The sequence below is a fragment of the Rossellomorea sp. DA94 genome (assembly GCF_029834455.1).
GTDB classification, from domain to species: Bacteria; Bacillota; Bacilli; order Bacillales; family Bacillaceae_B; genus Rossellomorea; species Rossellomorea vietnamensis.
This window is the reverse complement of sequence record NZ_CP122397.1, coordinates 556,227-579,039: the sequence shown is the minus strand read 5'-3', so window position 1 is coordinate 579,039 and position 22,813 is coordinate 556,227. Positions and strand designations below refer to the sequence as shown.

The 22,813-nt window shown below is 45.3% G+C and carries 22 protein-coding genes and 1 riboswitch; of the genes, 11 read left to right on the top strand and 11 right to left on the bottom strand.

Annotation, left to right across the window (positions count from 1 at the left end; all coding sequences use genetic code 11):
* Positions 1–166: 166 nt before the first annotated feature.
* The 3 genes from P8596_RS02975 to motA all read right to left on the bottom strand — a co-directional run bounded on the left by P8596_RS02975 (position 167) and on the right by motA (position 3,490).
* Entirely contained in the window at positions 167–1,558 is a 1,392-nt protein-coding gene (locus P8596_RS02975) for an alanine/glycine:cation symporter family protein (RefSeq protein ID WP_279725802.1), read from the bottom strand.
* A 362-nt stretch (positions 1,559–1,920) separates the two neighbouring features.
* A complete protein-coding gene (gene motB / locus P8596_RS02970; protein ID WP_279725800.1) occupies positions 1,921–2,712 on the bottom strand; it encodes a flagellar motor protein MotB in 792 nt (263 codons plus the stop codon).
* Positions 2,699–3,490, bottom strand: coding sequence for a flagellar motor stator protein MotA (gene motA / locus P8596_RS02965; protein WP_034761239.1), 792 nt, complete (start codon positions 3,488–3,490; stop codon positions 2,699–2,701). Before motA ends, motB begins: the two co-directional genes overlap by 14 nt.
* A gap of 177 nt (positions 3,491–3,667) precedes the next feature.
* Here motA and P8596_RS02960 point away from each other — a divergent pair, with 177 nt between their 5' ends.
* Together P8596_RS02960 and P8596_RS02955 are read left to right on the top strand one after the other, a co-directional pair.
* A complete protein-coding gene (locus P8596_RS02960; RefSeq protein WP_279725799.1) occupies positions 3,668–5,149 on the top strand; it encodes a methyl-accepting chemotaxis protein in 1,482 nt (493 codons plus the stop codon).
* A 44-nt stretch (positions 5,150–5,193) separates the two neighbouring features.
* Positions 5,194–5,379 (top strand): histidine kinase, encoded by a 186-nt coding sequence (locus P8596_RS02955; protein WP_279725798.1) that lies wholly within the window; start codon positions 5,194–5,196, stop codon positions 5,377–5,379.
* Positions 5,380–5,417: 38 nt separating this feature from the next.
* On the opposite strand, the gene P8596_RS02950 is transcribed toward P8596_RS02955, so the two are convergent.
* Entirely contained in the window at positions 5,418–5,795 is a 378-nt protein-coding gene (locus tag P8596_RS02950; protein WP_279725796.1) for a DnaJ family domain-containing protein, read from the bottom strand.
* A gap of 186 nt (positions 5,796–5,981) precedes the next feature.
* Here P8596_RS02950 and P8596_RS02945 point away from each other — a divergent pair, with 186 nt between their 5' ends.
* Entirely contained in the window at positions 5,982–6,149 is a 168-nt protein-coding gene (locus tag P8596_RS02945) for a hypothetical protein (RefSeq protein ID WP_167562132.1), read from the top strand.
* A 124-nt stretch (positions 6,150–6,273) separates the two neighbouring features.
* On the opposite strand, the gene hmpA is transcribed toward P8596_RS02945, so the two are convergent.
* Positions 6,274–7,482 (bottom strand): NO-inducible flavohemoprotein, encoded by a 1,209-nt coding sequence (gene hmpA / locus P8596_RS02940; RefSeq protein ID WP_279725794.1) that lies wholly within the window; start codon positions 7,480–7,482, stop codon positions 6,274–6,276.
* Between the two features lie 161 nt (positions 7,483–7,643).
* On the opposite strand from hmpA, the gene P8596_RS02935 reads away from it, so the two are divergent.
* Positions 7,644–8,102 carry an RrF2 family transcriptional regulator gene (locus P8596_RS02935; RefSeq protein ID WP_079530791.1) on the top strand — a complete coding sequence of 153 codons (459 nt, stop codon included), beginning with the start codon at positions 7,644–7,646 and terminating at the stop codon, positions 8,100–8,102.
* Between the two features lie 146 nt (positions 8,103–8,248).
* Here the strand turns inward: P8596_RS02935 and P8596_RS02930 are convergent, their stop codons facing one another.
* Positions 8,249–8,641 (bottom strand): hypothetical protein, encoded by a 393-nt coding sequence (locus P8596_RS02930; protein WP_034761232.1) that lies wholly within the window; start codon positions 8,639–8,641, stop codon positions 8,249–8,251.
* Positions 8,642–8,867: 226 nt separating this feature from the next.
* Between P8596_RS02930 and P8596_RS02925 the strand changes: the two genes are divergently transcribed.
* Positions 8,868–10,100 (top strand): aminopeptidase, encoded by a 1,233-nt coding sequence (locus tag P8596_RS02925; protein WP_098352590.1) that lies wholly within the window; start codon positions 8,868–8,870, stop codon positions 10,098–10,100.
* Between the two features lie 324 nt (positions 10,101–10,424).
* Here the strand turns inward: P8596_RS02925 and P8596_RS02920 are convergent, their stop codons facing one another.
* Entirely contained in the window at positions 10,425–11,006 is a 582-nt protein-coding gene (locus P8596_RS02920) for a DUF6944 family repetitive protein (RefSeq protein WP_224521426.1), read from the bottom strand.
* 186 nt (positions 11,007–11,192) lie between these two features.
* Here P8596_RS02920 and P8596_RS02915 point away from each other — a divergent pair, with 186 nt between their 5' ends.
* Complete coding sequence (locus P8596_RS02915; RefSeq protein ID WP_279725792.1) at positions 11,193–12,482, top strand: MDR family MFS transporter; 1,290 nt, start codon at positions 11,193–11,195, stop codon at positions 12,480–12,482.
* 43 nt (positions 12,483–12,525) lie between these two features.
* Here the strand turns inward: P8596_RS02915 and P8596_RS02910 are convergent, their stop codons facing one another.
* Together P8596_RS02910 and P8596_RS02905 are read right to left on the bottom strand one after the other, a co-directional pair.
* Entirely contained in the window at positions 12,526–13,992 is a 1,467-nt protein-coding gene (locus tag P8596_RS02910; protein ID WP_279725791.1) for a hypothetical protein, read from the bottom strand.
* Positions 13,993–14,025: 33 nt separating this feature from the next.
* Positions 14,026–15,219, bottom strand: coding sequence for a hypothetical protein (locus P8596_RS02905; RefSeq protein WP_279725789.1), 1,194 nt, complete (start codon positions 15,217–15,219; stop codon positions 14,026–14,028).
* A 383-nt stretch (positions 15,220–15,602) separates the two neighbouring features.
* On the opposite strand from P8596_RS02905, the gene P8596_RS02900 reads away from it, so the two are divergent.
* Positions 15,603–15,731 carry a YflJ family protein gene (locus P8596_RS02900; protein ID WP_079530789.1) on the top strand — a complete coding sequence of 43 codons (129 nt, stop codon included), beginning with the start codon at positions 15,603–15,605 and terminating at the stop codon, positions 15,729–15,731.
* 64 nt (positions 15,732–15,795) lie between these two features.
* On the opposite strand, the gene P8596_RS02895 is transcribed toward P8596_RS02900, so the two are convergent.
* Positions 15,796–17,622 (bottom strand): solute:sodium symporter family transporter, encoded by a 1,827-nt coding sequence (locus tag P8596_RS02895; RefSeq protein WP_279725787.1) that lies wholly within the window; start codon positions 17,620–17,622, stop codon positions 15,796–15,798.
* A gap of 191 nt (positions 17,623–17,813) precedes the next feature.
* Positions 17,814–17,915, top strand: a riboswitch (purine riboswitch).
* Positions 17,916–18,054: 139 nt separating this feature from the next.
* Here P8596_RS02895 and P8596_RS02890 point away from each other — a divergent pair.
* Entirely contained in the window at positions 18,055–19,248 is a 1,194-nt protein-coding gene (locus P8596_RS02890; protein ID WP_034761224.1) for a NupC/NupG family nucleoside CNT transporter, read from the top strand.
* 92 nt (positions 19,249–19,340) lie between these two features.
* Entirely contained in the window at positions 19,341–19,844 is a 504-nt protein-coding gene (locus tag P8596_RS02885) for an acyl-CoA thioesterase (protein WP_034761222.1), read from the top strand.
* Between the two features lie 38 nt (positions 19,845–19,882).
* Here P8596_RS02885 and P8596_RS02880 read toward each other — a convergent pair whose 3' ends face one another.
* On the bottom strand, positions 19,883–20,032 hold the full coding sequence (locus P8596_RS02880) for a hypothetical protein (RefSeq protein WP_279725786.1): 150 nt from the start codon (positions 20,030–20,032) through the stop codon (positions 19,883–19,885).
* Positions 20,033–20,120: 88 nt separating this feature from the next.
* Here P8596_RS02880 and P8596_RS02875 point away from each other — a divergent pair, with 88 nt between their 5' ends.
* A complete protein-coding gene (locus P8596_RS02875) occupies positions 20,121–21,098 on the top strand; it encodes a BMP family lipoprotein (RefSeq protein WP_279725784.1) in 978 nt (325 codons plus the stop codon).
* Between the two features lie 21 nt (positions 21,099–21,119).
* Complete coding sequence (locus tag P8596_RS02870) at positions 21,120–22,778, top strand: methyl-accepting chemotaxis protein (RefSeq protein WP_279725783.1); 1,659 nt, start codon at positions 21,120–21,122, stop codon at positions 22,776–22,778.
* Positions 22,779–22,813: the final 35 nt, after the last annotated feature.

Sequence of the window (22,813 nt, the reverse complement as noted above, 5' to 3'; positions counted from 1 at the left end):
CCTCCTCGGGCTTTGCCCTGTGGGGTCTCAACTTTCCCGCTATTCCCGTCGGAGTCGAGCACCTTCCGCTACAATCAACTTTATAGGTTAACAACAACCTTTGCGAAAAGAGCTTATATAAAAAAAATAGACTTGCTCTTCCCTCCGGAAAAACAAGTCTATCAGTTTAAGATATTTTCTTTTCTTTTACTTTACCAGTGTCCTTTAAATAGTACTCTTCGGAAGTAAAGAACTCGTTCGTGAGTCTTTTAACCTCTTTACTTAGTAGAAGGACCGCGATGATATTCGGAATCAGGATGGCTGCCAATGCTAAATCAAGGAACTGCCAGATGACCTTGGCCGCTCCGACGGATCCTAGGACGATGGCAACGGTATAAACCACTTTGATCCCCTGAGCCGCCTTCCAGCCGAACAGGAATTCAGCCTGCTTGGCACCATAAAAGACGATGACGATGATCGTAGATAAGACGAAGAAAATCAACGAAATCGTGACGAGGATTCCGCCAAACTCTCCGAAGTAGTTCGTAAATGCCTCTGTCGTGAGGGCTGAAGGATCATCCAGGGCATTTTCGGCAGTCCATACCCCTGATGATAAGACGACAAATGCAGTGGCGGTACAGACGATGATCGTATCGATCACGATCCCCACAATCGCCCAAAGCCCTTGCCTGACAGGGTGATCCGTCTGGGCCGCTGCATGAGCAATCGGCGCCGTCCCGAGCCCTGCCTCATTGGAGTATAATCCCCGGGCAAATCCCCAGCGGATCGTCTCTGCGATGGCTACCCCGGCAAACCCTCCCATTGCAGACATGGGTTGAAAGGCATGTGACAGAATCAAGCTGAAAAATTCAGGTACTGCTTCCATATTCATAAACAAAATCACCAAGGCGCTCCCGACATAAATCAGGGCCATGAACGGCACGAAGATCTCCGTCACCTTACCGATCCGTTTAATGCCGCCAAATACAATCAGCACGACGATAAGCGCAACGATGATACCCGTGATCAATCCATCTACATTAAACGTTTCTTCCACTGTAGAAGCCACGGCATTCCCTTGTACCATGACGCTCGGGATCAGCTCGATCATAAGGGCAAAGGCGAACCAGACGCCAAGCCATCTCATGTTCAACCCTTTCGTCATATAGTACATGGGGCCGCCGACATATTCCCCTTTTTCATTCTTCTCACGATAGCGGACCGCAAGCACACTCTCCGAAAACTTAAGCGCCATCCCGATAAGGGCAATGACCCACATCCAGAAAACGGCCCCAGGACCACCGAACATGATCGCAGCCGGGACACCGACGATATTCGCAGCACCGATCGTGGACGACAGGGCCGATGTCAGCGCCTGGAGGGGAGTGACGGTCCCTTCTCCCTTCGGCTTCTTAAATACACTTCCAACCGTTTGCTTAAAAATGTAAAGAGGATACCGAAATTGTATAAATTTCAATAATACGGTTAAGTACAAACCTGTTGCACCCAGGACGATGATCAAGGGTGGACCCCATAACCACGCCGAAACTTTACCTATGATGTCAAAAAACGTATCCAATCGTGCTCCTCCTTTGATAGAGGCAGTGGCTAACGTTTGGAATAAAACGCGGGGGAATTGTTGTTTTCTTACGTATGTATAAAGCCTATCATTTTTCTATCACAGACGACCCCGAATCCTGAAAAATTAGCCACTACTTCTACATGCTTTTCCAGACTTTTCCCTAAAATGGGTGCTATAAAACATTTTGAGGAGAATTCTTACGAAATGGATTCAGGAGCTTAATGTGGGAGGCCATCACCATGATCGTTCAACCCTTCTGTGAATGAGGGCAGTCTTCCGTTCTTCGACAAGATCCCTCCATTTCCCCGGAAATACGTCAAAAAACCTGCAGCCGATTCATCAGCTGCAGGTCCTTTCTTTTATTCTGTCACCCTTGGTAATATCAACACTTCCACCCGGCGGTTCTGTCCCCGCCCCTCTGCTGTTCCGTTGTCTGCGATCGGTTCGAATTCACCGAACCCTTTCGCACTGAACCATTGGGGATCAAGTGCCGGATTGGCCAAAATGATTTTCATGAAATTGACGGCCCGCATAACGCTTAGCTCCCAGTTGGAGTCAAATTCCGCGTTTCGGATGGGCACATTATCTGTATGACCGCTGATGATGATGTTTCGCGGCGGATTCATTTCGAGAAGGCCCGATAATTCCTCGGCAACATTCTGGTCACTGCCCTGGACCGTGGCAGACCCAGAGTCGAATAATACATTGTCGCGAATCGTGAGGAGGAGCCCTTCATCCGTCAGCTTGGTGACGAATTGAAGCTCCAGATTATTCGTTTTGATATATTCGTTTATTTTTTTCTGGATTTCCTTCAGTTCTTCCTGATCCTTCAAAAAGGCCTGCTTCGCCAGCTCATCTTTACTTAATTCCTTTTCTTTTTCCTTATCGATTCCTGCTGATGCAGCCTGCTTCTGTTCTTGATCGCTGGACTGCTGGGGGGCGACCGGGCTTGGATACTCCATCATCCCCGTGCCTCCGGTGAAGATTTCACTGAATACCTGTGAGAGTTCCTTGAACTTCTGGGCGTCCACCGAGCTTGATGCGTACAAGACGATAAACAGGGCCAGCAACAGGGTGAGCAAGTCAGCATACGGAATGAGCCATGACTCATCCATATGTTCGTCGTCATGTTTCTTCTTACGCCGCCTCATCCTCTTCCCCCTTTAATAACAAGATCCGCTCACTTGCCGGTAAATAAGATGCCAGCTTCTGTTCGATCACCCGGGGAGATTCTCCCTCAATGATGGAAAGTATGCCTTCCACCATCATCATTTTCATTTGAACTTCACGCTTGGATTTCCGTTTAAGCTTGTTGGCGAAGGGATGCCACAACACGTAACCCGTAAAGATCCCAAGTAATGTCGCAACGAAGGCCGCAGAAATCGCATAGCCGAGCTCATCGGTATTATCCATGTGGCTGAGGGCCGCGATCAACCCAATGACGGCCCCGAGGACCCCAAGGGTCGGCGCATACGTCCCTGCCTGTGTGAAGATGAGGGCACCTGCACTGTGACGCTCTTCCATGGCATCGATTTCCTCATGGAGCACATCCCTTATGTAATCGGCACTCTGTCCATCCACCGCCAATGAAAGTCCGTCCCGGAGGAATGGATCATCCACTTCCTGGGTTTTGGCCTCCAGTGCAAGCAGCCCTTCTTTCCGGGCAAGATCCGCCACTTGCGAGAAGAATTGAATCGTTTGTTTCGGGTCCTGCAATTTTTGTTCTTTAAACAATATGCCGAAGAGCTTCGGTACTTTTTTGATTTCGTGTGTCGGGAACGCAATGGTCACTGCGGCCACCGTCCCCAGTAAAATAATCAAAATGGCTGCAGGGTTCAATAAGGCAACCGGGCTCACCCCTTTGAATACCATCCCTACTCCCACCGCTATCAATCCTAAAATGACTCCTATTAAAGACGTCTTATCCATCTGATCGCTCCACCTTACTCATCGTAGTCTATTACTAATATCGGATAGAACACCTGATTATTGAGTGGAAATTCTATTCTAAATTTTGTAAAAATTACTGTAAAACGTTATAAACACACACTCTATTTTTGTCGATATATGGAATATACGGGATTTTATTAAAAGGAGAGAAATGTCATGACCCCCAAGCAATTGAAAGAAATCGATAGTAAAAGGAAGAATCTTCTGCTGCTGATCACGTACGGAATTAGCCTTGCAGCTGCGCTCACGTATTCCATCCTTCATGAATCAGGCACCATCACGGTAACGGTATTCGCATTACAGATCCTGTTTCTTGCGGGATACTTTGTTGTGCTTCAATTCATCCTGAAAAAACCGAATCTTTATGTCTATTTCGCCATCCCTACTTCCTATATCATAATGGGAATCTGGCTTTTTCTGGAAGGGTCGAACCCTCCCGATTTAGTCATCCTTCTCTTTTTAGCTGTTATCAGCGCCATTCACTTTAATCCTGTCATCTTCGGAATTGGTTTCACATCCGGTCTTGCCATGCTTTTACTGAATGGATTGCTAGCCCCAAAGGGTGATCCCATATTCACTGAATTATTCATCCCTTCCCTGTTGAGTTATGTGTTGTTAGGCATTGTCCTGGCCGTCGTCATCCAACTGAATCGAACGCAATTCAGGCAGCTCCAGGAATTTATCCACACAACGGAAAACGAAAGCAGGAAAAAAGAAGAACAGCGAAACTTCTTACAAAAAGAACTGGCGACCATCTCAGGAAGCATCCAACAAATCAACGAACAGATCCAGACCCATCTCGTCTCCCATGATGAAATGAAAACGGCAGTGAATGAAATTTCAGCGGGAAGTGTCACCCAAAGTGATCAGATCAATAACATCGCCCTCGTCACAGAAACGACAATGGGTAAAATGGAAGAAGTCGCAAAGCTGTCCGATGACCTTACCGCCCATTCAACCGATGCGAATGCGATTGCCGTGTCGGGAAGCGAACGTGTCATGGATCTTCAGGAAAACATGATTGAATTGAAAAACATCATTGAAGGCCTTCACCAGACCTTTAAAGAGCTCACAAGCAAAATTGAAGAAACCAACAGCTTTATCGGCAGCATTCAGGACATCACCGATCAAACCAATCTGCTCGCTTTGAATGCATCCATCGAAGCGGCACGGGCAGGAGAAGCAGGACGCGGCTTCAGTATCGTAGCCGATGAAATACGGAAATTGGCCGAAATCACACGGAATACGGCGACACGCATCAATGACAATCTGGCATCTGTCAATGCGGTGAACTCCTCTGCCGTTGAAATCATGAATCTAAGTTCTGAGAAGCTTAATGAGAATGTGGGGGCTACCGGTGAGGTCACGGCGTATTTCAAATCATTGCGAGAGAAGCTTGACGCCTTGTCAAATGAATTCCAGCACCTCACCACCACCGCTTCTGACGTAAGGGGGCAGACCGAGGAAGCCGAGCTGTCGACGAAGGAACTCGCGGCTGTCATCCAACAGACTTCTGCGGGCCTGGAGGAAATCAGCGCCACCATTGAAACTCTTCACGGTGACAACCGGACGATTGCGCAATATGTTCAAGATACTGCCACAAGTGCAGCCCGTATTCAGAACAGTGTCAAAGCATAATCTGTGGTAAACTGAGAAGAGAAGCTTTAAAGGATGTGGCACTGTTGAAAAAACGTTTCACCATGATCATTCCCATCATGATACTCGTAGCCGTTGCATGTTATTGGATGCTCGGCAAATATTATTCCGAGATCGAATCTGGTTCTAAATTCATGCTGATCATTGGAGGCACCCTCCTATCCGGCGTGATCTCCTTCTTCCTATTTAAAGAAGACGAAGAACCGAAATAAAGAAAACACCACGTTCCGTGACGAACGTGGTGTTTTCTTCATTTCAGCAGTTTGCCTTCCAGCTTTTGCTCATAATTTTTGAACAAGGAACTATTTGTTTTGATTCTCTTCTTCGAAAGCATGCTGTTGTATTTCAGCATTTTCTCATTCAGACTCTGTTTTAATTCCCGCTCTTCCTCTTCATTCTCACAGGCTCTGATCAAGTCTTCGATCCTCATCATTTCCTTTTTCACATTCATTTCATCCGTTGTGAATCCTGCATTCTTCATGATTCTATGGGCCATCTTTAATTCTTGGGGAACCCCTCTGTCATCGTCGAGATTCAGCGGTTTTCCATAGCCGGGAAGATTCTCGAACTCCCCGTCCTCATACGCCTTCTTAATTCGTTGTTCCGAAACAATTGATGAAAAATCCAACGCTATCACCCCTCAGGAATTTGATTGATTCTAAAGAAGCATTTCCTCACCCGTTACTACCAGTATATCCAAATGGACGGGTCACTGCACATGGGAGATGCGTCCGTTTTCTGACAATTCATTTTCACATATTTTCGTCCCCCCTGGAAAAACTACCTGTATCTCGAACGAAAAGGAGTGGCTCATATGGCACGAGGTAAATCATTCGAATCAAAGAAAAAAGGACACCCGGGGAACTTCCCTCAAAATAGTACATCAAGCAAACATTCCGAGGATGCAGTCGGCGATGAAGAATTGATCGTGACGCAGGAAGCGTTTAAAAATCGTGAAGATAACGATGAACACCGCTACTAAAGTCGAAAAACGCTAGGAATCCTAGCGTTTTTCTGTTTTCCTTCATCGAAATGAACTGAATCTGGATGATTATTTTCAAATCAGAAGGATGTATTTCCATTGTTACAACTATATTTTCAAAGTGTTAAACCGTCACACTTTCCTGCTTACTTAAATCCATTGCCGGACCGAAGAATTCGAAACGTACCTTTGAAACACCCATTTCCTTCAATGTACCGATGACGGCTTTCATGAATGGTGCGGGTCCACACACATAGCATTCGGTTCCAGCGTCCACATACTGCTTCAGGATCTCTTCATTCACATATCCTGTGAAGTGGGATGAAGATTCTTCCCTTGGATTTTCATAAACAAAGCACGCTTCCCCGTCCTCAAGTTCCGTCATAAGCTTTTCGACGTCCCCTTTAAAGGCATGCACGCCTTCATGTCTGCTCGCATGGATAAATGCTGTCTTACGTTCCGGTGTGGATCTGGTCACTTGTTCGAGCATGCTCATCATAGGTGTGATCCCAACGCCTCCGCTTATAAACGCCACAGGTGAGTCCCCGTCCTCTAAATAGAAATCACCGGCAGGCGCGCTCACTTCAATCTCGCTTCCTGCGACTGCTTGATCATGTAAGAAGTTGGACACCTTCCCTTGTGGATCGCACTCTGCTTCTCTTTTAACAGAAATTCTGAATTGATGGTCCATTGGCGCACTTGATAGACTGTACTGACGAATATGGGTGAATTCTTCCCCAGGGATCGTCACTCTGACTGATAAATATTGACCCGGCATGTAGGTTGGGACACTGCCGCCTTCTTTCGGTTGAAGATAAAACGAAGTGATGACGTCACTTTCCACTACTTTTTCAGCAATGATGAACGGTTTAAAGTCTCTGTAGCCGGCATCCTTGTTTTCAGTTTCTTTATACATTTCTTCTTCTACATCGATGAATACTCCGGCGATGACACCGTATGCGTCTCCCCATGCTTCGATGATCTCATCTGTCGCTGCATCTCCAAGAACCTGCTTGATCGCTTGAAGCAGATGCTCGCCAACGATTGGATAATGCTCAGGCTTAACGCCTAAACTTCTATGCTTGTGAGCGATTTGCTTTACAACAGGGAGGATCATCTCCAGCTTATCGATATTTTGAGCGGCAGCATACACGGTATTGGCAAGGGCGGTTTGTTGTCTGCCCTTTTTCTGATTGGCATAATTGAAAATATTTAGTAATTCCGGATGGTTGGTAAACAAATTTTTATAAAAAACAGATGTAATTTCCGTTCCTTTGACTTCTAATACAGGAGCAGTGGATTTCACGATTTCAATGGTTTTTTGAGAGAGCATATTGGTCACCTCTAAAGATATATTTTGAATACACCTTTAGCCTACTCCTGCTCATCGATTAAAGCAATATATAAAATACATCTTTAACAAAACAGTCACATTTAGACACAAACTTACTTCCTTTTGTATAATGGGGATAATGGAACGGAAAGGTGAGATACATGAGACTAACTTTATACACTGACTACTCACTGAGGGTCCTGATTTTCCTGGCTTCAAAACCAAAGGACGAACTCTCTAATATAAAAGAAATCGCTGATGCCTATAGCATCTCAAAGAATCACCTGATGAAAGTGACATATGAACTCGGAAAGATGGGGATGATCGAAACAATCCGCGGCAGAAACGGCGGGATCAGGCTTGCACAGTCACCTGAAGACATCAATATAGGCAAACTTGTCCGTGCGACGGAAGAGGATTTCCATCTTGTCGAATGCTTCGATGCCGAAAACAACTCATGCATCATCACACCGGTATGCGGTTTGAAGCATGTCCTTGGTAAAGCATTGAACGCCTATCTCTCTGTCCTCGATGATTACACCCTGTCTGACCTCATCCAGAATCCCATGGACTACCGATTCCTCTTTCAAGAGAAGGAACGGGATGAAACGTCGACTTGAAGAATGCTTCTCACCGATTTGCGGTGGGAAGTTTTTTTGTTCAGCTGCTGAAAATAAGTCATTATTCAGCTGCTGACTATTCTTCCATAATCAGCAGCTGAACCATTGACCGCCACAAAAAGCCTGCCTCCCTACCGGAACCGGCCTTACTTCTTACTCTCGCTATACTTAAATGTCATCAATAGAAACAGGAAAAAGCTCAGTAACAGTGTACTTCCCCCGACAATATAAAAGACGGTGGTAAAGCCTGCCGGCAGATTGAATGGATTTAAATTGTACATCCACATCCCGACTGTCAATCCAATCGAACCGATGATCGCCGTCCACACATGGGCAAATGCCAGTTTAGAAGATTTCGGTACCTGGTAGGATCGATAATAGGAAGAGTAGGCAAATAAGCTCAACCACCCGACCACCAGGATATGGGCATGGATCGGCTTGAATGCATACGATCCGGCACCGGCCATATGAGACCCGAGAAATGCTCCGATAAACCCATAAATGGCGGACATTCGTAATAATAGGACATTCCAAGGCATGTGTCTTCCCCCTTTTTTTATAAACACGCTTCCATCATTATAGTATAGTTGTCCGAATCCAGGTATGAATCTTGAGTCGTTGCCATACAACGTTCAAATTTAGCGTGCATAAATACTTTTTCCTTCTTTAACATACGATACAAAGATAGGTGTAAACACTTGCAAACGGTGTGGGCCCTGATACAATAAGAATGTAATAGAACATTCTGAAAAAAGGAGAATACATATGACTAATTTCCAACAAAATTTAGAGAAATACGCAAATCTTGCAGTCGAAGTCGGAGTGAATGTTCAAAAGGGCCAGACCCTCGTCATCAACACGTCCATCGACTCTGCAGAATTCGTCCGCTTAGTAGTAAAGAAAGCCTATGAAGTAGGAGCTAAGCACGTATATGTAAACTGGAGCGATGATACCGTCAACCGTACGAAATACGATCTTGCCCCGGATGAAGCATTCCAGGAGTTTCCTGAGTGGAAGGCACGTGAAGTTGAAACGCTAGCTGAAGGCGGAGCTGCCTTCATGAGCATCGTCTCTTCAAGCCCTGACCTGTTAAAAGGCGTCAATCCGGATCGCATCTCGAACTTCCAGAAGGTTGCCGGTAAAGCGATGTCCAAATACCGTCAGTTCATCCAATCCGACAAAGTCAGCTGGTGTGTGCTGGCCGCTCCTTCGAAAGACTGGGCTGCCAAGGTATTCCCGGATGCTTCTGAGGAAGAACAAGTGGACCTATTATGGGACGCGATCTTCAAAGCCGTACGCGCTGACCAGGCAGATCCTGTCCAGGCATGGAAGGATCACGACGCAAACCTTCACGAAAAAGTCGAATACCTGAACGAAAAGAACTACCAGAAGCTTCATTACACTGCACCAGGGACGGACCTTACCATCGAACTTCCGAAAGGTCACCTTTGGGTAGGGGCAGGAAGCGTGAACGAAGAAGGAACGACTTTCATGGCGAACATGCCGACGGAAGAAGTATTCACGGTTCCACTTAAAACCGGTGTAAACGGTACAGTATCAAGCACGAAACCACTTAGTTACGGTGGTAACGTAATCGACAACTTCACGATCACATTCGAAAACGGACGCATCGTAGATGTAAAGGCTGAAGAAGGCGAAGAAATTCTGAAGCGTCTTGTCGATACGGATGAGGGTTCTCATTACCTTGGGGAAATTGCCCTTGTGCCTCATCAATCCCCAATCTCTCAATCGAATGTGTTATTCTACAACACATTATTCGATGAAAACGCATCAAATCACCTTGCGATCGGTAATGCTTATGCATTCTGTATTGAAGGCGGAAAGAAAATGAGCGAAGAAGAGCTTGAGAAAAATGGCTTGAACAACAGTATCACCCACGTTGACTTCATGATTGGTTCTGACAAAATGAACATCGATGGAGTAAAAGAAGACGGCTCGACTGAAGCCGTCTTCCGCGATGGCGGTTGGGCGTTTTAAGTTCAGCATGTAGTATGAATCCCTGAGAGGCGGCTTGGCTGTCTTTTGGGGGTTTTTTGTTTTTGGATGGGATGGTGGTTGGTAGACTGGCATTTTGACTGAGCGCTCGCTCGAATGGATACAATTGTTAAAAAACGCAATCAAACCAAATTTTGACGCAATTCCTGCGAAAATGACGCAATAAATTTTATTTTGACGCAATCATCAATAATTTTGACGCAATTCCTTCTACCTGACTAAGTTTGAATCTTAATAACCCCTTGCCAAATCACCAACTATCCAGTTATTAAGGAAAACCATACTCTCCCGGTCCAAAAATCTTCCCTATCCATACTGTTTCGTCAATGCAATCGCAGCGATCGTCGCCCCTGCTGCCTGGGCGTAGCTTCCGAAAGCGGTGATCTGCATTCCGATATCCTTTTTTCCTTTCAGAATGAACAGTTCTCCCACTCCTTCCAGTGCCGCTCCAAGTGATTGTATCGTATTTCCTGCTGCGAGAAGATTAGAGAATGCCCGGCTACTCAAGGTCGCCCCGTATGCTTCGAGTCCTGCCCCGATGGACTGCACGGTGTCCCCGAATATATCAAGTTTCAACCCCTCCAGCTCACGTCCATAAAATTGAAGTTCTGCCCCAAACACATTCGTCACATTTCCAGAGGCTTGGATCCAGTCACCTGCCACCCGGTAGGTTTCCCCAACTGAACCATCCGATAGTTTTTCGGCTCCCACCCCCTGCAGCGAATTTCCGACAGCCTCGAAGCCATTCCCGAGGGAGACCACTCGAAACCCGAGAGGCTCCAGATCCAGACGTTCTTCTTGGATCAGCATGGTTTCACCGATGGCCGCAATTACCGTACCGAAGACCTGGATCCACACTCCTGTAAGGAGAATTTCACTATCAACCATCTCCGACCACCGTCCCTTTCCACTCAGTACTTTTAATCTATTCAGAATAAGGAAAATGGTATCTCAAGCCTTCATACCGGAATGAGTAAATCATTTGTAAATACCAGTAAATCAGTCTTGTTTATTTTGTCCTGTCGGGCTATGATAATCTAGTTCATCTAGAGTTTCATAAGGGGAGGGATTTAGATGAGAATACGGGATTGGGACCGCAATTTAAAGGTCCGGCTGTTTGGGGAAGCAGCGATTAACATCACCTTCTGGATGTTCTTTCCGTTTTTGACGATCTATTTCACAGAGTCGTTTGGAAAGCAGACAGCGGGATTATTATTGGTTCTTTCACAAGTATTCGCCGTACTCGCGAATCTGATGGGAGGCTACTGCGCGGACCGTTTTGGCCGCAAGAGGATGATGGTGATATCGGCATTTGGACAAGGCTTTGCTTTTCTGATCTTTGGACTGGCCAGTTCGCCTTGGCTTGATTCTGCCATGATCGGGTTTATCTGTTTCAGTTTGGTCGGGGTATTCGGTTCCTTTTATTGGCCGGCAAGTCAGGCCATGGTTGCCGATGTGGTGGACGAGAAAGATCGGAGCCATGTATTTGCCGTCTTTTATACATCCATCAATATTGCCGTCGTCGTAGGGCCGATACTAGGGGGCATTTTCTACGTCCACTATCGCTTTCAATTATTGATTGCAGCGGCATTAATATGTATGTTTTTAGCCCTTCTGCTCTATAAAATGACGAGGGAAACAGCACCGGCTGATAAAAATAAGCTTCTCGTTACAGAGGGAAAAAAGAAAGCTTGGCACAGTGTGTTGTCTGATCAATTCAAAGACTATAGCGTCATTTTCAAAGACAAAACGTTTTTATTGTTTATTTTAGCCGGAGTCCTGGTAGGTCAAACGTTCATGCAATTGGACCTCCTGATTCCTGTATATATAAAAGATGTGATGGATAAAGCCACTCTGTTCAGCTTCGGGGACTGGTCATTGACCCTTGTGAGTGAGCAGGTATTCGGTTTGATCCTTTCCGAAAATGGATTCCTGGTGGCCCTTCTTACAGTGGTCATTACGAGATGGATCACGAAATTCCGCGAACGGAATGTGTTCATCCTGTCTTCTGTCATCTATGCAGTCTCGATCTTTATGTTTGGACAGACCAGTTCTGTCTGGATGTTTGTCATCAGCATGGCGGTGTTCACATTCGCGGAATTGATGACGGCCGGTATCCAGCAAAGCTTCGTATCAAAGCTTGCACCGGATCATATGCGCGGGCAGTATTTTGCCGCAGCCAGCCTGCGCTTCACGATTGCAAGGACCATTGCACCTCTGTCCATCACCCTGTCTCTTTATGTAGGATACGATTGGACGTTCATCATCCTTTCGATTCTTGCTCTTGTAAGTGCTGGACTCTTCTTCATCATGTTCGATCGTTTTGAGAAGGAAGAATTGGAACTGAAGAAAGCTGCTCATTAAAAAAAGGAATGATCCGCATTGGATCATTCCTTTTCCTTTTCTATTACAGTCCTAGATCAAATCCTTCATCATCAGACTCTAGCATTGTATTTAGACCAAGATCTGTTGAAAGACCAAGGTTGAACTCTGAATCTGAAGACTCTTCATTTCCCCATTGTGTGTAGCTTGCATCTGCATTCACACCTAGGTTTGATAGAAGAGAAGATTCGTTGTCCTCACTAGAAGATAAGAATCCAAGAGCTGTATCCGTACCTGCATTCAATCCGGCACTTCTATACTCTTCTTCTTCAGAATCCATTGATTCAGCCCATAGTCCCGCATTCACTGCGTTCATGACAGTCGCTGCAGATTCATTGTCTTCATCGTTTGTCATTGCACCAAGCATCAGGTTATTCGCTGCATTCGCTTCGAACTTGGAATAGTCGTCGCTGTTTTCAACTGTTGTCATAACAGAAGTATCGTTCATCGCTTCTACCTGTGAAGAATCACCATCTTCTTTGTCCATTGTTCCAAGTACTAGACCATTTTCAGATTCAGTACCGATTGACGTTTTAGAAGAATCGTTTTCTTCACTGCCTTCTGTCATCACCCATACATCGGAATCGGTCATCGCATCAGCCATTACTTCATTCTCTTCATCAGATGCAGAAGCATTAAGACCAGAAGTAAGGTTCCCGGAAGTAGTAGAAGCAAAAGAATCATCTTCTTCATTGTACATGGTTTCATTCATGATTCCAGCATCGGTCATAGCGTCTACTGTTGCTGAACCGTCTTCTCCTTCAACTGCTGCATTTACATCCTGAGATGCTCCTGCTTCTGTCATGGATGTGAAAGAATCATCCTCTTGGCTGTACGTTGTTTCATTCATGACACCAGCTTCCGTATCAGCGTTCACTTCTGCGGATCCGTCCTCTCCTTCAACTGTGGCGTTTACATCCTGGGATGCTCCTGCTTCTGTTTTGGAAGTTGCTGAATCTTCGTCTACCATTGTTTCGTTCATGACAGCTGCGTCTGTATCAGCATTCACTTCCGCTGATTCGTCTTCTCCTTCAACTGCTGCGTTTACATCCTGGGATGCTCCTGCTTCTGTTTTGGAAGTTGCTGAATCTTCGTCTACCATTGTTTCGTTCATGACAGCTGCGTCTGTATCAGCATTCACTTCCGCTGATTCGTCTTCTCCTTCAACTGCTGCGTTTACATCTGAAGTTGCTTCTGCACCGTTGCTGGTCGTAACAGAATCATTTTCTTCGTCTACAACCGTCTCGTTGACGATGTTTGCATCCGCATCAGCATTTGCACCCGTATTTGATTCTTCGTTGTCTGATCCACCGATGTTCAATCCATTCAATAAACCGTCTTCCGAATCAAGGATGTTGACGTTTTCCAATAACCCATTATTGCTGTTCAGCAGTGAATCATTCCCTGCCGCTAAGCTTGTGTGACCTCCGATTGCAAGACTTGCTGCTAATCCACCTGTCATAACCAATGTTCTAAATACGCTTTTTCTCATTTTATTTTTCTCTCCTTTTAAAAGTTTTTAAGTTTATATACTTTTGAAAAGAAGAGAATCTTGAGGTGGTTGGGACGGTGGTGCGTTTAACCACTGATCATAGTAGAGATTCTTTTTCTCGTACATATTGGCTTTTTGAAAGTTGACGGCCGTTGCATATTGCTCCGACACAACCCATAAAGAAGATGCCCCTGTTACCTGAGCGCTCGTTCCACTTGTACTGGATGACTGACTTGTTGAATTCATTGTAGTCGTCGTCAGGACCGGTTCCATCTTTTTACGTGGCGGAAAAGGTTGTTGTTCATTCTGACTTTTAGGTTCTTCCATCGTAACTGAACCCTTTTCCTCTACTTCAACCGGTTTTGTAAGTATGGTTTCACTTAGTCTTTTGGCTTTGCTTATTTTAGTGGAGCTCATCTCTGGTTCGAGGGGAACGTCTTGTTTGACCGGTTCCTTTCGAACATTTTCTTTCTCCACTTCGACGTCACGATCTTTATCCTCTATGTCGATCACAGGCTCGTCGGGTACTTCTGTTTCAACGTCCACTTTCACAGCTGGTTCCTTTGAAACATAGGCGTCGACTACTCCGGTATCCACTTTCACCTGTGGATCTTTGGATACTTCCACATCGGCGACCCCTGTATTCACTTTCACTTCGGGTTCATCCGACAGATCCACTTCCAACAGAGGTTCATCGTCTGACAATGATTCCGTCACAGGCTTCGTTGTTTCTTCCACAGTGCTCGTGACCGTCTTCGTCGTCGAATCCACCGTTCCGGTTACAGATTTCGTTGTTTTTTCAACGGTTTTGGTAACGGCCTTGGTGGTGTTGTTCACCGTTTTCGTTACAGGAGCCGCTGAGTCCCCTACGATATCTGTAACTGGTTTTGTCGCTTGTTCAACGGTTTTGTCCGCTGTGTTCCCGACGGTCTTCGTTACAACGTTTACCGTACCTGTTACCGATTCTGTCGTCTCATCGACCGTGTCTGTCACCGAATCAACCGTATTTGAAAGAATATTTCCTTTCGACTGCTGATCATCCGTAGAAGGTTTGTCCTTCTCCTCGTCAGGAGCGGACACGGCTTCAATCACGGTCGTTGTCGCGCTGTCCGTGACAGTGTTGACTTCATCCGTCACGTTGGAGAGAAGTCCGCCCTCTGCTGAAGCAAAGGTTGGAATACTGATGACTCCAAGAAAAAGCAAAGCCTGAATGAGGCGTTTTTGCACTGCGTCTTGTCACCTCCTTCCGATTCAAATAGCGGACACTGAATTGTTTTTTTGGATAGTGCTGTATCTGTTGTACCTGGTATAAATAGCATTCATTGTACCAGGTACAATTTGCGATCATCACAATAAAAAACCCTACTGTATCCGATTTTCACTAAGCTAACGAAGTCGGTTCATATTTAGATCACTTTTTTTTAAAAAAAACTATTTTTTCTCCTGAAAAATTTTCAGAAAAGGATGAATCCGAAAAATTCCATCTACCCCCTTTTTTCATCAAAAATGAGATGTTACAATGTACAACCGTAAGCAATCTTAACGTAGCTCCTTAAAGAGCTGGTCGGAGATTCCAATCAATACTACGCAAAGAAAGGATGTTGATTTCAATGCATATCGGAAGCAAAGGCTGGTACGTAGAAGAACTAAAAAAAGCGGGGGTACGCCGCTACGAAGAACGCAAAGTAGAATCTTATAAAAAGCACGTTCTTGCAAACCTATTAGAACGTACAAAATAAAAATAAGAGGGACGGACCTCGATTCCTATGACCAGGTCATAGGAATGAAGGTCCGTCCCTTTTTTCATTTCAGCAATTTAGTTGAGTAGATTGGGTTCAGGTTTGGTTGAATGGAGTATTTTTTTGTCCGATTCAGTTTGTATGTTTTGTTTTTGAGTAAATAGTTTCTGTATTTTTGGTTCCAGCTTTTCAGCGACCAGACGATGAGTCCTGCTGTCAGGAGGAACAGTCCTCCGGTGGCGGGCCAGAAATAAGGTGAAATGACCGCTGATTCATATGCAAGACCGATCGGTGAAAAGATGAAATACGTCAATACGACCGAGGCCATCAGGACGATTGATAACGGTAGGCTGTATTTCCATGGCATCATGTCCACTTTCGGATTATAACGGTATTCGTACGGCTTCTTCATTGGTTTCCACCAGCCGATCACAAGCATCAGGGCCACTTCTCCTACAAAGAGAATCCCATAGATGTGAATGAAGTTGATATCAATGGTGAAGCCGAATAGATGTCCCGTACCCCACACGAGCATATAATACGTGATGACATGAAGGATGATGACCGTTTTCGCAGCCAATGCCGGGATCCGTTTTGAAAATACACCGACAAGTAAAACCACGATGATCGGGATATTAAAGAATCCCGTGAATCGTCTGATCAAGTCCCATAATCCGTCTGTCGCATTGATCAATAGCGGGGACACACACATGGATACTACGGCCAGCAGCGCTCCGAACCATTTACTGATCGTGATCAATTTCTGATCGTTCACATCCGGATTGAACTGAGGCTTATAAATATCAAGGGCAAAAAGCGTCGCTGCACTGTTCAGCAATGAATTAAAGGAGCTTAACACGGCTCCAAGCAACACAGCCAGGAAGAACCCTGTTAAATAAGATGGCAGTACGGCATTTATCAATGCTGGGTATGCCAAGTCGACACTTTTCAAAGAGTCACCATACAGATGGAATGCAATGACTCCTGGAAGCATCATCATAAAGGGAACGAGTAGTTTATAGAAACCTGAAATGATGACACCCTTCTGTCCTTCCGCTAAGTTTTTCGCTCCAAGCGTACGCTGAATGACATACTGATTGGAAGCCCAATAGAAGAGATTTGCAAAAAGCAGACCGGTAAAGATGGTTGAAAACGGAACGGAATCCGATGCGGAACCGATCGAATTCAGTTTCTCAGGGTTCTTGGTCGCAATTTCCTTCACTCCTGAAAGGATGTTTCCTTCCCCCAGGGCATAGAATCCTAGTATCGGGACGAGGATCCCGATGATCAGCAACCCTACACCATTCAACGTATCAGAGATGGCCACAGCCTTCAGTCCACCGAAAATGGCATAGATACTTCCGATGATCCCAATCGTCCACACAATCACCCAAATCGATTGAGTATAGGATATTCCAAGAAGTTCGGGGACATCGAATAACTTCAAGACAGCAAGTGCCCCTGAATAGAGCATCGAAGGAATCGTCACAAACACATAGCCAAGCATAAAGAGAATGGTCGTGTATTGGCGAACGCCCTTATCATATCGTTGGTTCAGGAACTCAGGTAATGTGGTGAAGCTCCTACCCAAATATTTCGGTAGCAAATACAGGGCCATGATGATGATGGCAAATGCGGCAGTCACTTCCCACGCCATGTTCGACAGGTTTGCACGGAACGCCTGCCCGTTCAAACCCACCAATTGTTCTGCCGATAAATTGGTGAGTAAGAGCGACCCGGCAATGAAGGTTCCTGTCAGCCCCCTCCCTGCCAAAAAATAACCCGTGGAATCATTCAGGGACCCCCTCGTTTTTATGTATGAAACCCACGCAACCAATCCCATAAAAAAGACACAGGATAAGATTGTAAAAAGCAAACCATTCTCAAACATCGATCCTCTTCCCTTCAAATTTATTACATGTGTTTGAGAAAGTTCCCCAAAAGTTATACTAGTAAACTATTATTTTTTGATTTTTGTTAAAAATAGTCATAAGGAACCACCACGTTTTTCCATTGTATTCTTTTAAAAAAACGGTTGTGGAGGGCTTTCATCCTGTGATAAAGTAAAGGACATATTTTAAAAATAACTTCATACGAATTCCTTATATATCTATGGTGATATGGACCATAAGTCTCTACCTGGCAGCCGTAAAGTGCCGGACTATAAGGAAAGTCTATTCTATATGCTGTCTATAAGTGTGTGGAGGCTTTCCCTATTTTAGTAGAGAAAGTCTTCATGCACTTTTTTATTTGTTCTTTTTAAGAAGTCTGACATCATACGACATCAGCATTCGATGAAGAAACTATTTGGAGGATTGATATTGTGAGTTTAGTATATGGCATCTTATCGTTACTTGGCGTTTTATTTCTGGCGTGGCTCCTGAGCAGCAACCGCTCAGCCATCCAATGGCGGACGATCATCATCGGCATCTGCCTTGAATTTTTGCTTGTTCTTTTTGTTTTAAAGGTCCCATTTGGACAAACTGTTTTGAAGAAAGCCGCCCTCGGTGTTCAGAAGGTCATCGATTACAGCAATGAAGGAATCATGTTTGTGTTCGGAGGATTCTTTGAAAAAGGGACGAACATCTCCTTCGTGTTCGCTATCAATGTGTTAGGTGCCATCATCTTTATTTCAGCCCTGATTTCAGCTCTATATTACTTACGGATCATCCCGTTTTTCGTAAAATATATCGGAATTGGACTTGGGAAAATACTCGGGACGACGAAGGTAGAATCCTTTAATGCAATCGGGAATTCGTTTCTCGGATTAGCGGAAGCTCCCTTACTCATCAAGCCTTACTTAGTGAAGTTGACACGCTCCGAGCTTTTTGCCGTCATGGTCGGGGGAACGGCTTCAGCAAGCGGGGCCATCCTGATAGGATACTCACTCATGGGGATTGACATGAAATTTCTTCTTCTGTCTGTATTCAGTGTTCCTATCGTATCCCTTGTCATCTCGAAGATCATCGAGCCGGAAACGGAAGAATCACAAACAAATGGAGACATTTCATTAGGGAAGACCACTCATACGAATGTATTTGAAGCAATCTCCGAAGGCGCACTGAGCGGAACTCAATTAGCGATTAACATTGGTGGGTTACTGATTGCTTTCATCGGGATCCTTGCCGCCGTGAATGGATTATTGGGACTTGTCGATACGAGCCTTTCAACGGTATTCGGGTACGTATTCTATCCATTGGCACTTCTCGTCGGCATCCCGATGGATGAAGCATTCCGTGCCGCGTCCATCATCGGAACGAAGCTTTCTGTGAACGAATTTGTGGCATACAAGGAACTTTCAGGAATGATGAGCGAGCTTTCACCCAAGACCATTGCAATCCTTTCAGTCGCTCTTTGTAATTTCGCCAACCTGTCTTCCATCGGGCAGCTGATCGTTGGACTTGGTTCTTTAGAGCCTACTCAACGACCGATGGTATCCAAGTTAAGCTTGAAAGCCATCCTTGCAGGGACCCTGGCCAGCTTTATCACAGCCATCATCATTAGTATATTTCTATAATTTTTTGCGTTATTTATGTTTCTCCCGACACCATTTAGTGAATAGTATAAGGTAGTAATCTTTTTTCACATTGACAACGGAAGGTGAAACCATTGAGAGAAAAAAAGACCATGAAAGAAACGAAAACAAGTAAAACGACCCACGTTCTTCCACCTGACACGAACCATCACGGTACGCTGTTCGGTGGAAAACTGATGGCCTATATAGACGATGTGGCTTCCATTGCCGCCACCCGTCACGCCCGCAAGCCCGTCGTAACGGCTTCCACGGATTCCGTCGACTTCCTTCAGCCCATTAAAGTCGGCGACGCTGTAACACTTGAAGCGATGGTAACGTATACGGGGCGCAGTTCCATGGAAATTTGTGTGAAGGTGACTTCAGAAGTCCTTCTCACAGGAGAAACCAATGTGGCCGCCATTTCCTTCTTGACGTTTGTAGCCTTGGAAGGAAATAAGCCGGCGATCATTCCTGAAGTCGTGCCGGAAACAGAAGAAGAGAAATGGCTGAACGAAACAGCCCAAAATCGTGCTGAACACCGTAAAGCACGCAAGAAACATAGTGAAGAGCTGGCGGAATTTTTCCGTAAAGCGTATTAGATGGATGGAGATGCTTGTTATAGAGCATCTCTTTTTTTTTATGTGGCAAAGACAGCGTTCTCCGTTTTCCCTTCCCGCAAGCTCCACCCCACCGATTCTTGTACGGAGACAACTCCAAACCCTTCTTTCTTTTCCCGCTCACAATCACATAAACCCCATTCCAGATCCTCCCCATATTTTTTACCCATCCCCCTTCAAAATAGGTCCGGCCCTCCGATAATACAGAGGTACGGACATGTTGGATGTCTTATTATCACCATATTTGGAGGTTACGGTTTGAAGAATATGATTAGTATGTTTCTTCTTGTCATACTTACAGTGGCAGGGTGTTCTACGCCTATGACGGAAGAAACCAGCACAGAGAAACAGCATAGTATCGGAATCCTGCTCTCGGACACAGGTCTTGGAGATGGATCATTTAATGATTCTGCCTTCAGGGGTCTTGAACGTGCCCGTGACGAATTAGGCATTTTATTCGATTATAGAGAAGCTCCGGACGGGAATTTTGAAGGAGCTCTCAAAGAACTGGTTAAACAGGATCATGAACTTGTGATCGGTCTTGGTTTTTCGATTCAGGATGCCCTTGAAAAGGTGGCAGCAGAAAATCCCGATCAACAATTCCTATTGATTGACGGTTTTTCAGAAATGGATAATATAACGTCGATTACGTTTAAGGAACATGAAGGAAGTTTCCTTCTCGGTATGGTTGCCGCCATGAAAACCAAGACAGGAACGATCGGATTTATCAGCGGAGCCGATGTACCGGTCATCGCGCGCTTTGAACAAGGCTACATACAAGGAGCGAAATATATCAATCCTTCTATTAAAGTGCTAAAAGACAATGCCAATAACTTCGGTGACGCAGAACTGGGCAGGCAGATTGCTGAGAAACAAATGAAACAGGGTGCGGACTTTATTTACCCAGCTGCCGGATTTACAGGGGTCGGGGCCATCCAGGCTGCTCAAAAAGCAGGGAAATTATCTGGAGGTGTCGATTCAGATCAATATTTCATTGCAGAAAAATCGGTTGTCACTTCCATGGTCAAAAAAGTCGACAATGCTGTTTTTAATATTACAAAGGGGCTTATCACAGACGGGAAGATCTCTCAGCACGCTTATGAACTTGGTCTTAAAGAAGACGGTGTCGGCCTTGCTCCGATTCGTGTCACCAGTCTGTCTCCGGAGGAAACAAAAAAACTGGAAGACGCTAAAAACAAAATCATCTCGGGAGATATCTCGGTCAAGTTGCCATAAATTCATCTAAGGAGAAAAGTCATGCCACTAAAAAAACGTTTACTGATCTTGGGGCTGATTCCCCTTATCCTTTCGACCATCATTATCGGCTACATCGTTTCCCAATTGATTTCACTCCAGAATTCTGCAAAGGAAGATGTGCAGGTACTGCTCGAAACGGAAACATTACGAGGGGATCTCATCGTTACGAAACAAGCCCTATCGAACTACTCGGTCAATTCGACGGAAGAAAATAAGCAAATGGTCGAAAGTTTATTGAAAGAAACCACGACTCAAATCACTGAGTTGAAGAAACTCATTTCCGTAAAAGATCAAAAGGAGACCCTGTCTTCCATAGAGTCCAAATTCACTGAACTGAAGTCGGCTTCGGATTCCGCTCTCAGTGAAATGAACAAAGCAGAGATCAAACGGCAGTCGATACGTATTTCCGGCGTTCTGAACGATATGCATCTACTGAATAAACAAACAAATGATTGGTACCAGGGTCTATTAAAAGAAAACAAAAATGAAATCCAATTCATCGTCTGGGCTTCCGTCATCGGTTTCATCGTGACGATCTTCCTCTCTCTTTTAGCATCGAACCTGCTTACCAAGAGAATTGTCAAGCCATTGAACCGGATGGTAGAAAACGCTGAAAAATTGGCCGATGGGGATTTAACCATCACCATCGACGCAGTTAAAGAGAAGAACAGCAGATTCGAAGTCGATAAGCTGCAAACGGTATTTCACCTTATGGTCATAAATTTGCGGAGTACGGTCCAATCTGTCCATGACATCGGATCCAATGTAGAGAGATTCACTCAGGATGTCCGCTCGCAAATGTCGAGTCTGACGGAAAGCAGCAACCAGGTGGCACTTTCCACAGAAGAGCTCGCCAAAGGGAGCCAATCGATTTCTGAGGATATTCAATCCACCGCTTCCCTTATGGCTGTGATGGGGGAAGACTTTGCCCGAAATGTCGAACAGAGTGCAGAGTCTTCCGAGAGCAGTAAAGTCGCCATGACCTCGGTCGGAAACGGTCGAACTTCCTTAAATAAGCAACAGGGATTTGCTGAGATGATTGCTGAATCTTCGTCCTCGATCATGAACTCGGTTGAATCCTTCGCACAATATACGGGGGAAATCGAGAATGCCGCCCAGGCGGTCAGGGAAATTGCCGATCAAACGAACCTCCTTGCGTTGAATGCAGCGATTGAAGCTGCCCGTGCAGGAGACGCCGGGAAAGGTTTCGCCGTTGTGGCCCAGGAAGTGCGGAAGCTTGCGGAAGACTCTTCCGTTGCAACAGAGCGGATCGGCAGCATGGTCGGGAACATTAAACAGGGCATTCAGTCCATCATGGATGCTTCCCATAAAGGGAAAAACCTTTCCACCCAGCAAGTTGATTCCATGACTGTGACGGAACAGGCTTTTGAAGAGATTTCAGGAAATGTTTCTACTATATTCGATAATCTCGCCAAGCTCGAGAGGGGGATGATTGCTTCTTCCGAGCGAACCAGTCAGGTCATTGCCGCCGTTGAAAACATTTCAGCCATCACGGAAGAAACCGCTGCCGGTACAGAAGAAATTTCTTCCTCAACGGAGGAACAGCTTCGATATTTCGAACGCATGAATGAGCAAGTTGGCGAATTGAACAAAATGACGGTAGACATGAAGAAAGAGTTGGAACGGTTTACCCTTTAGAAGATTGAGAGGATGCCTTTTAAATTGGGCATTCT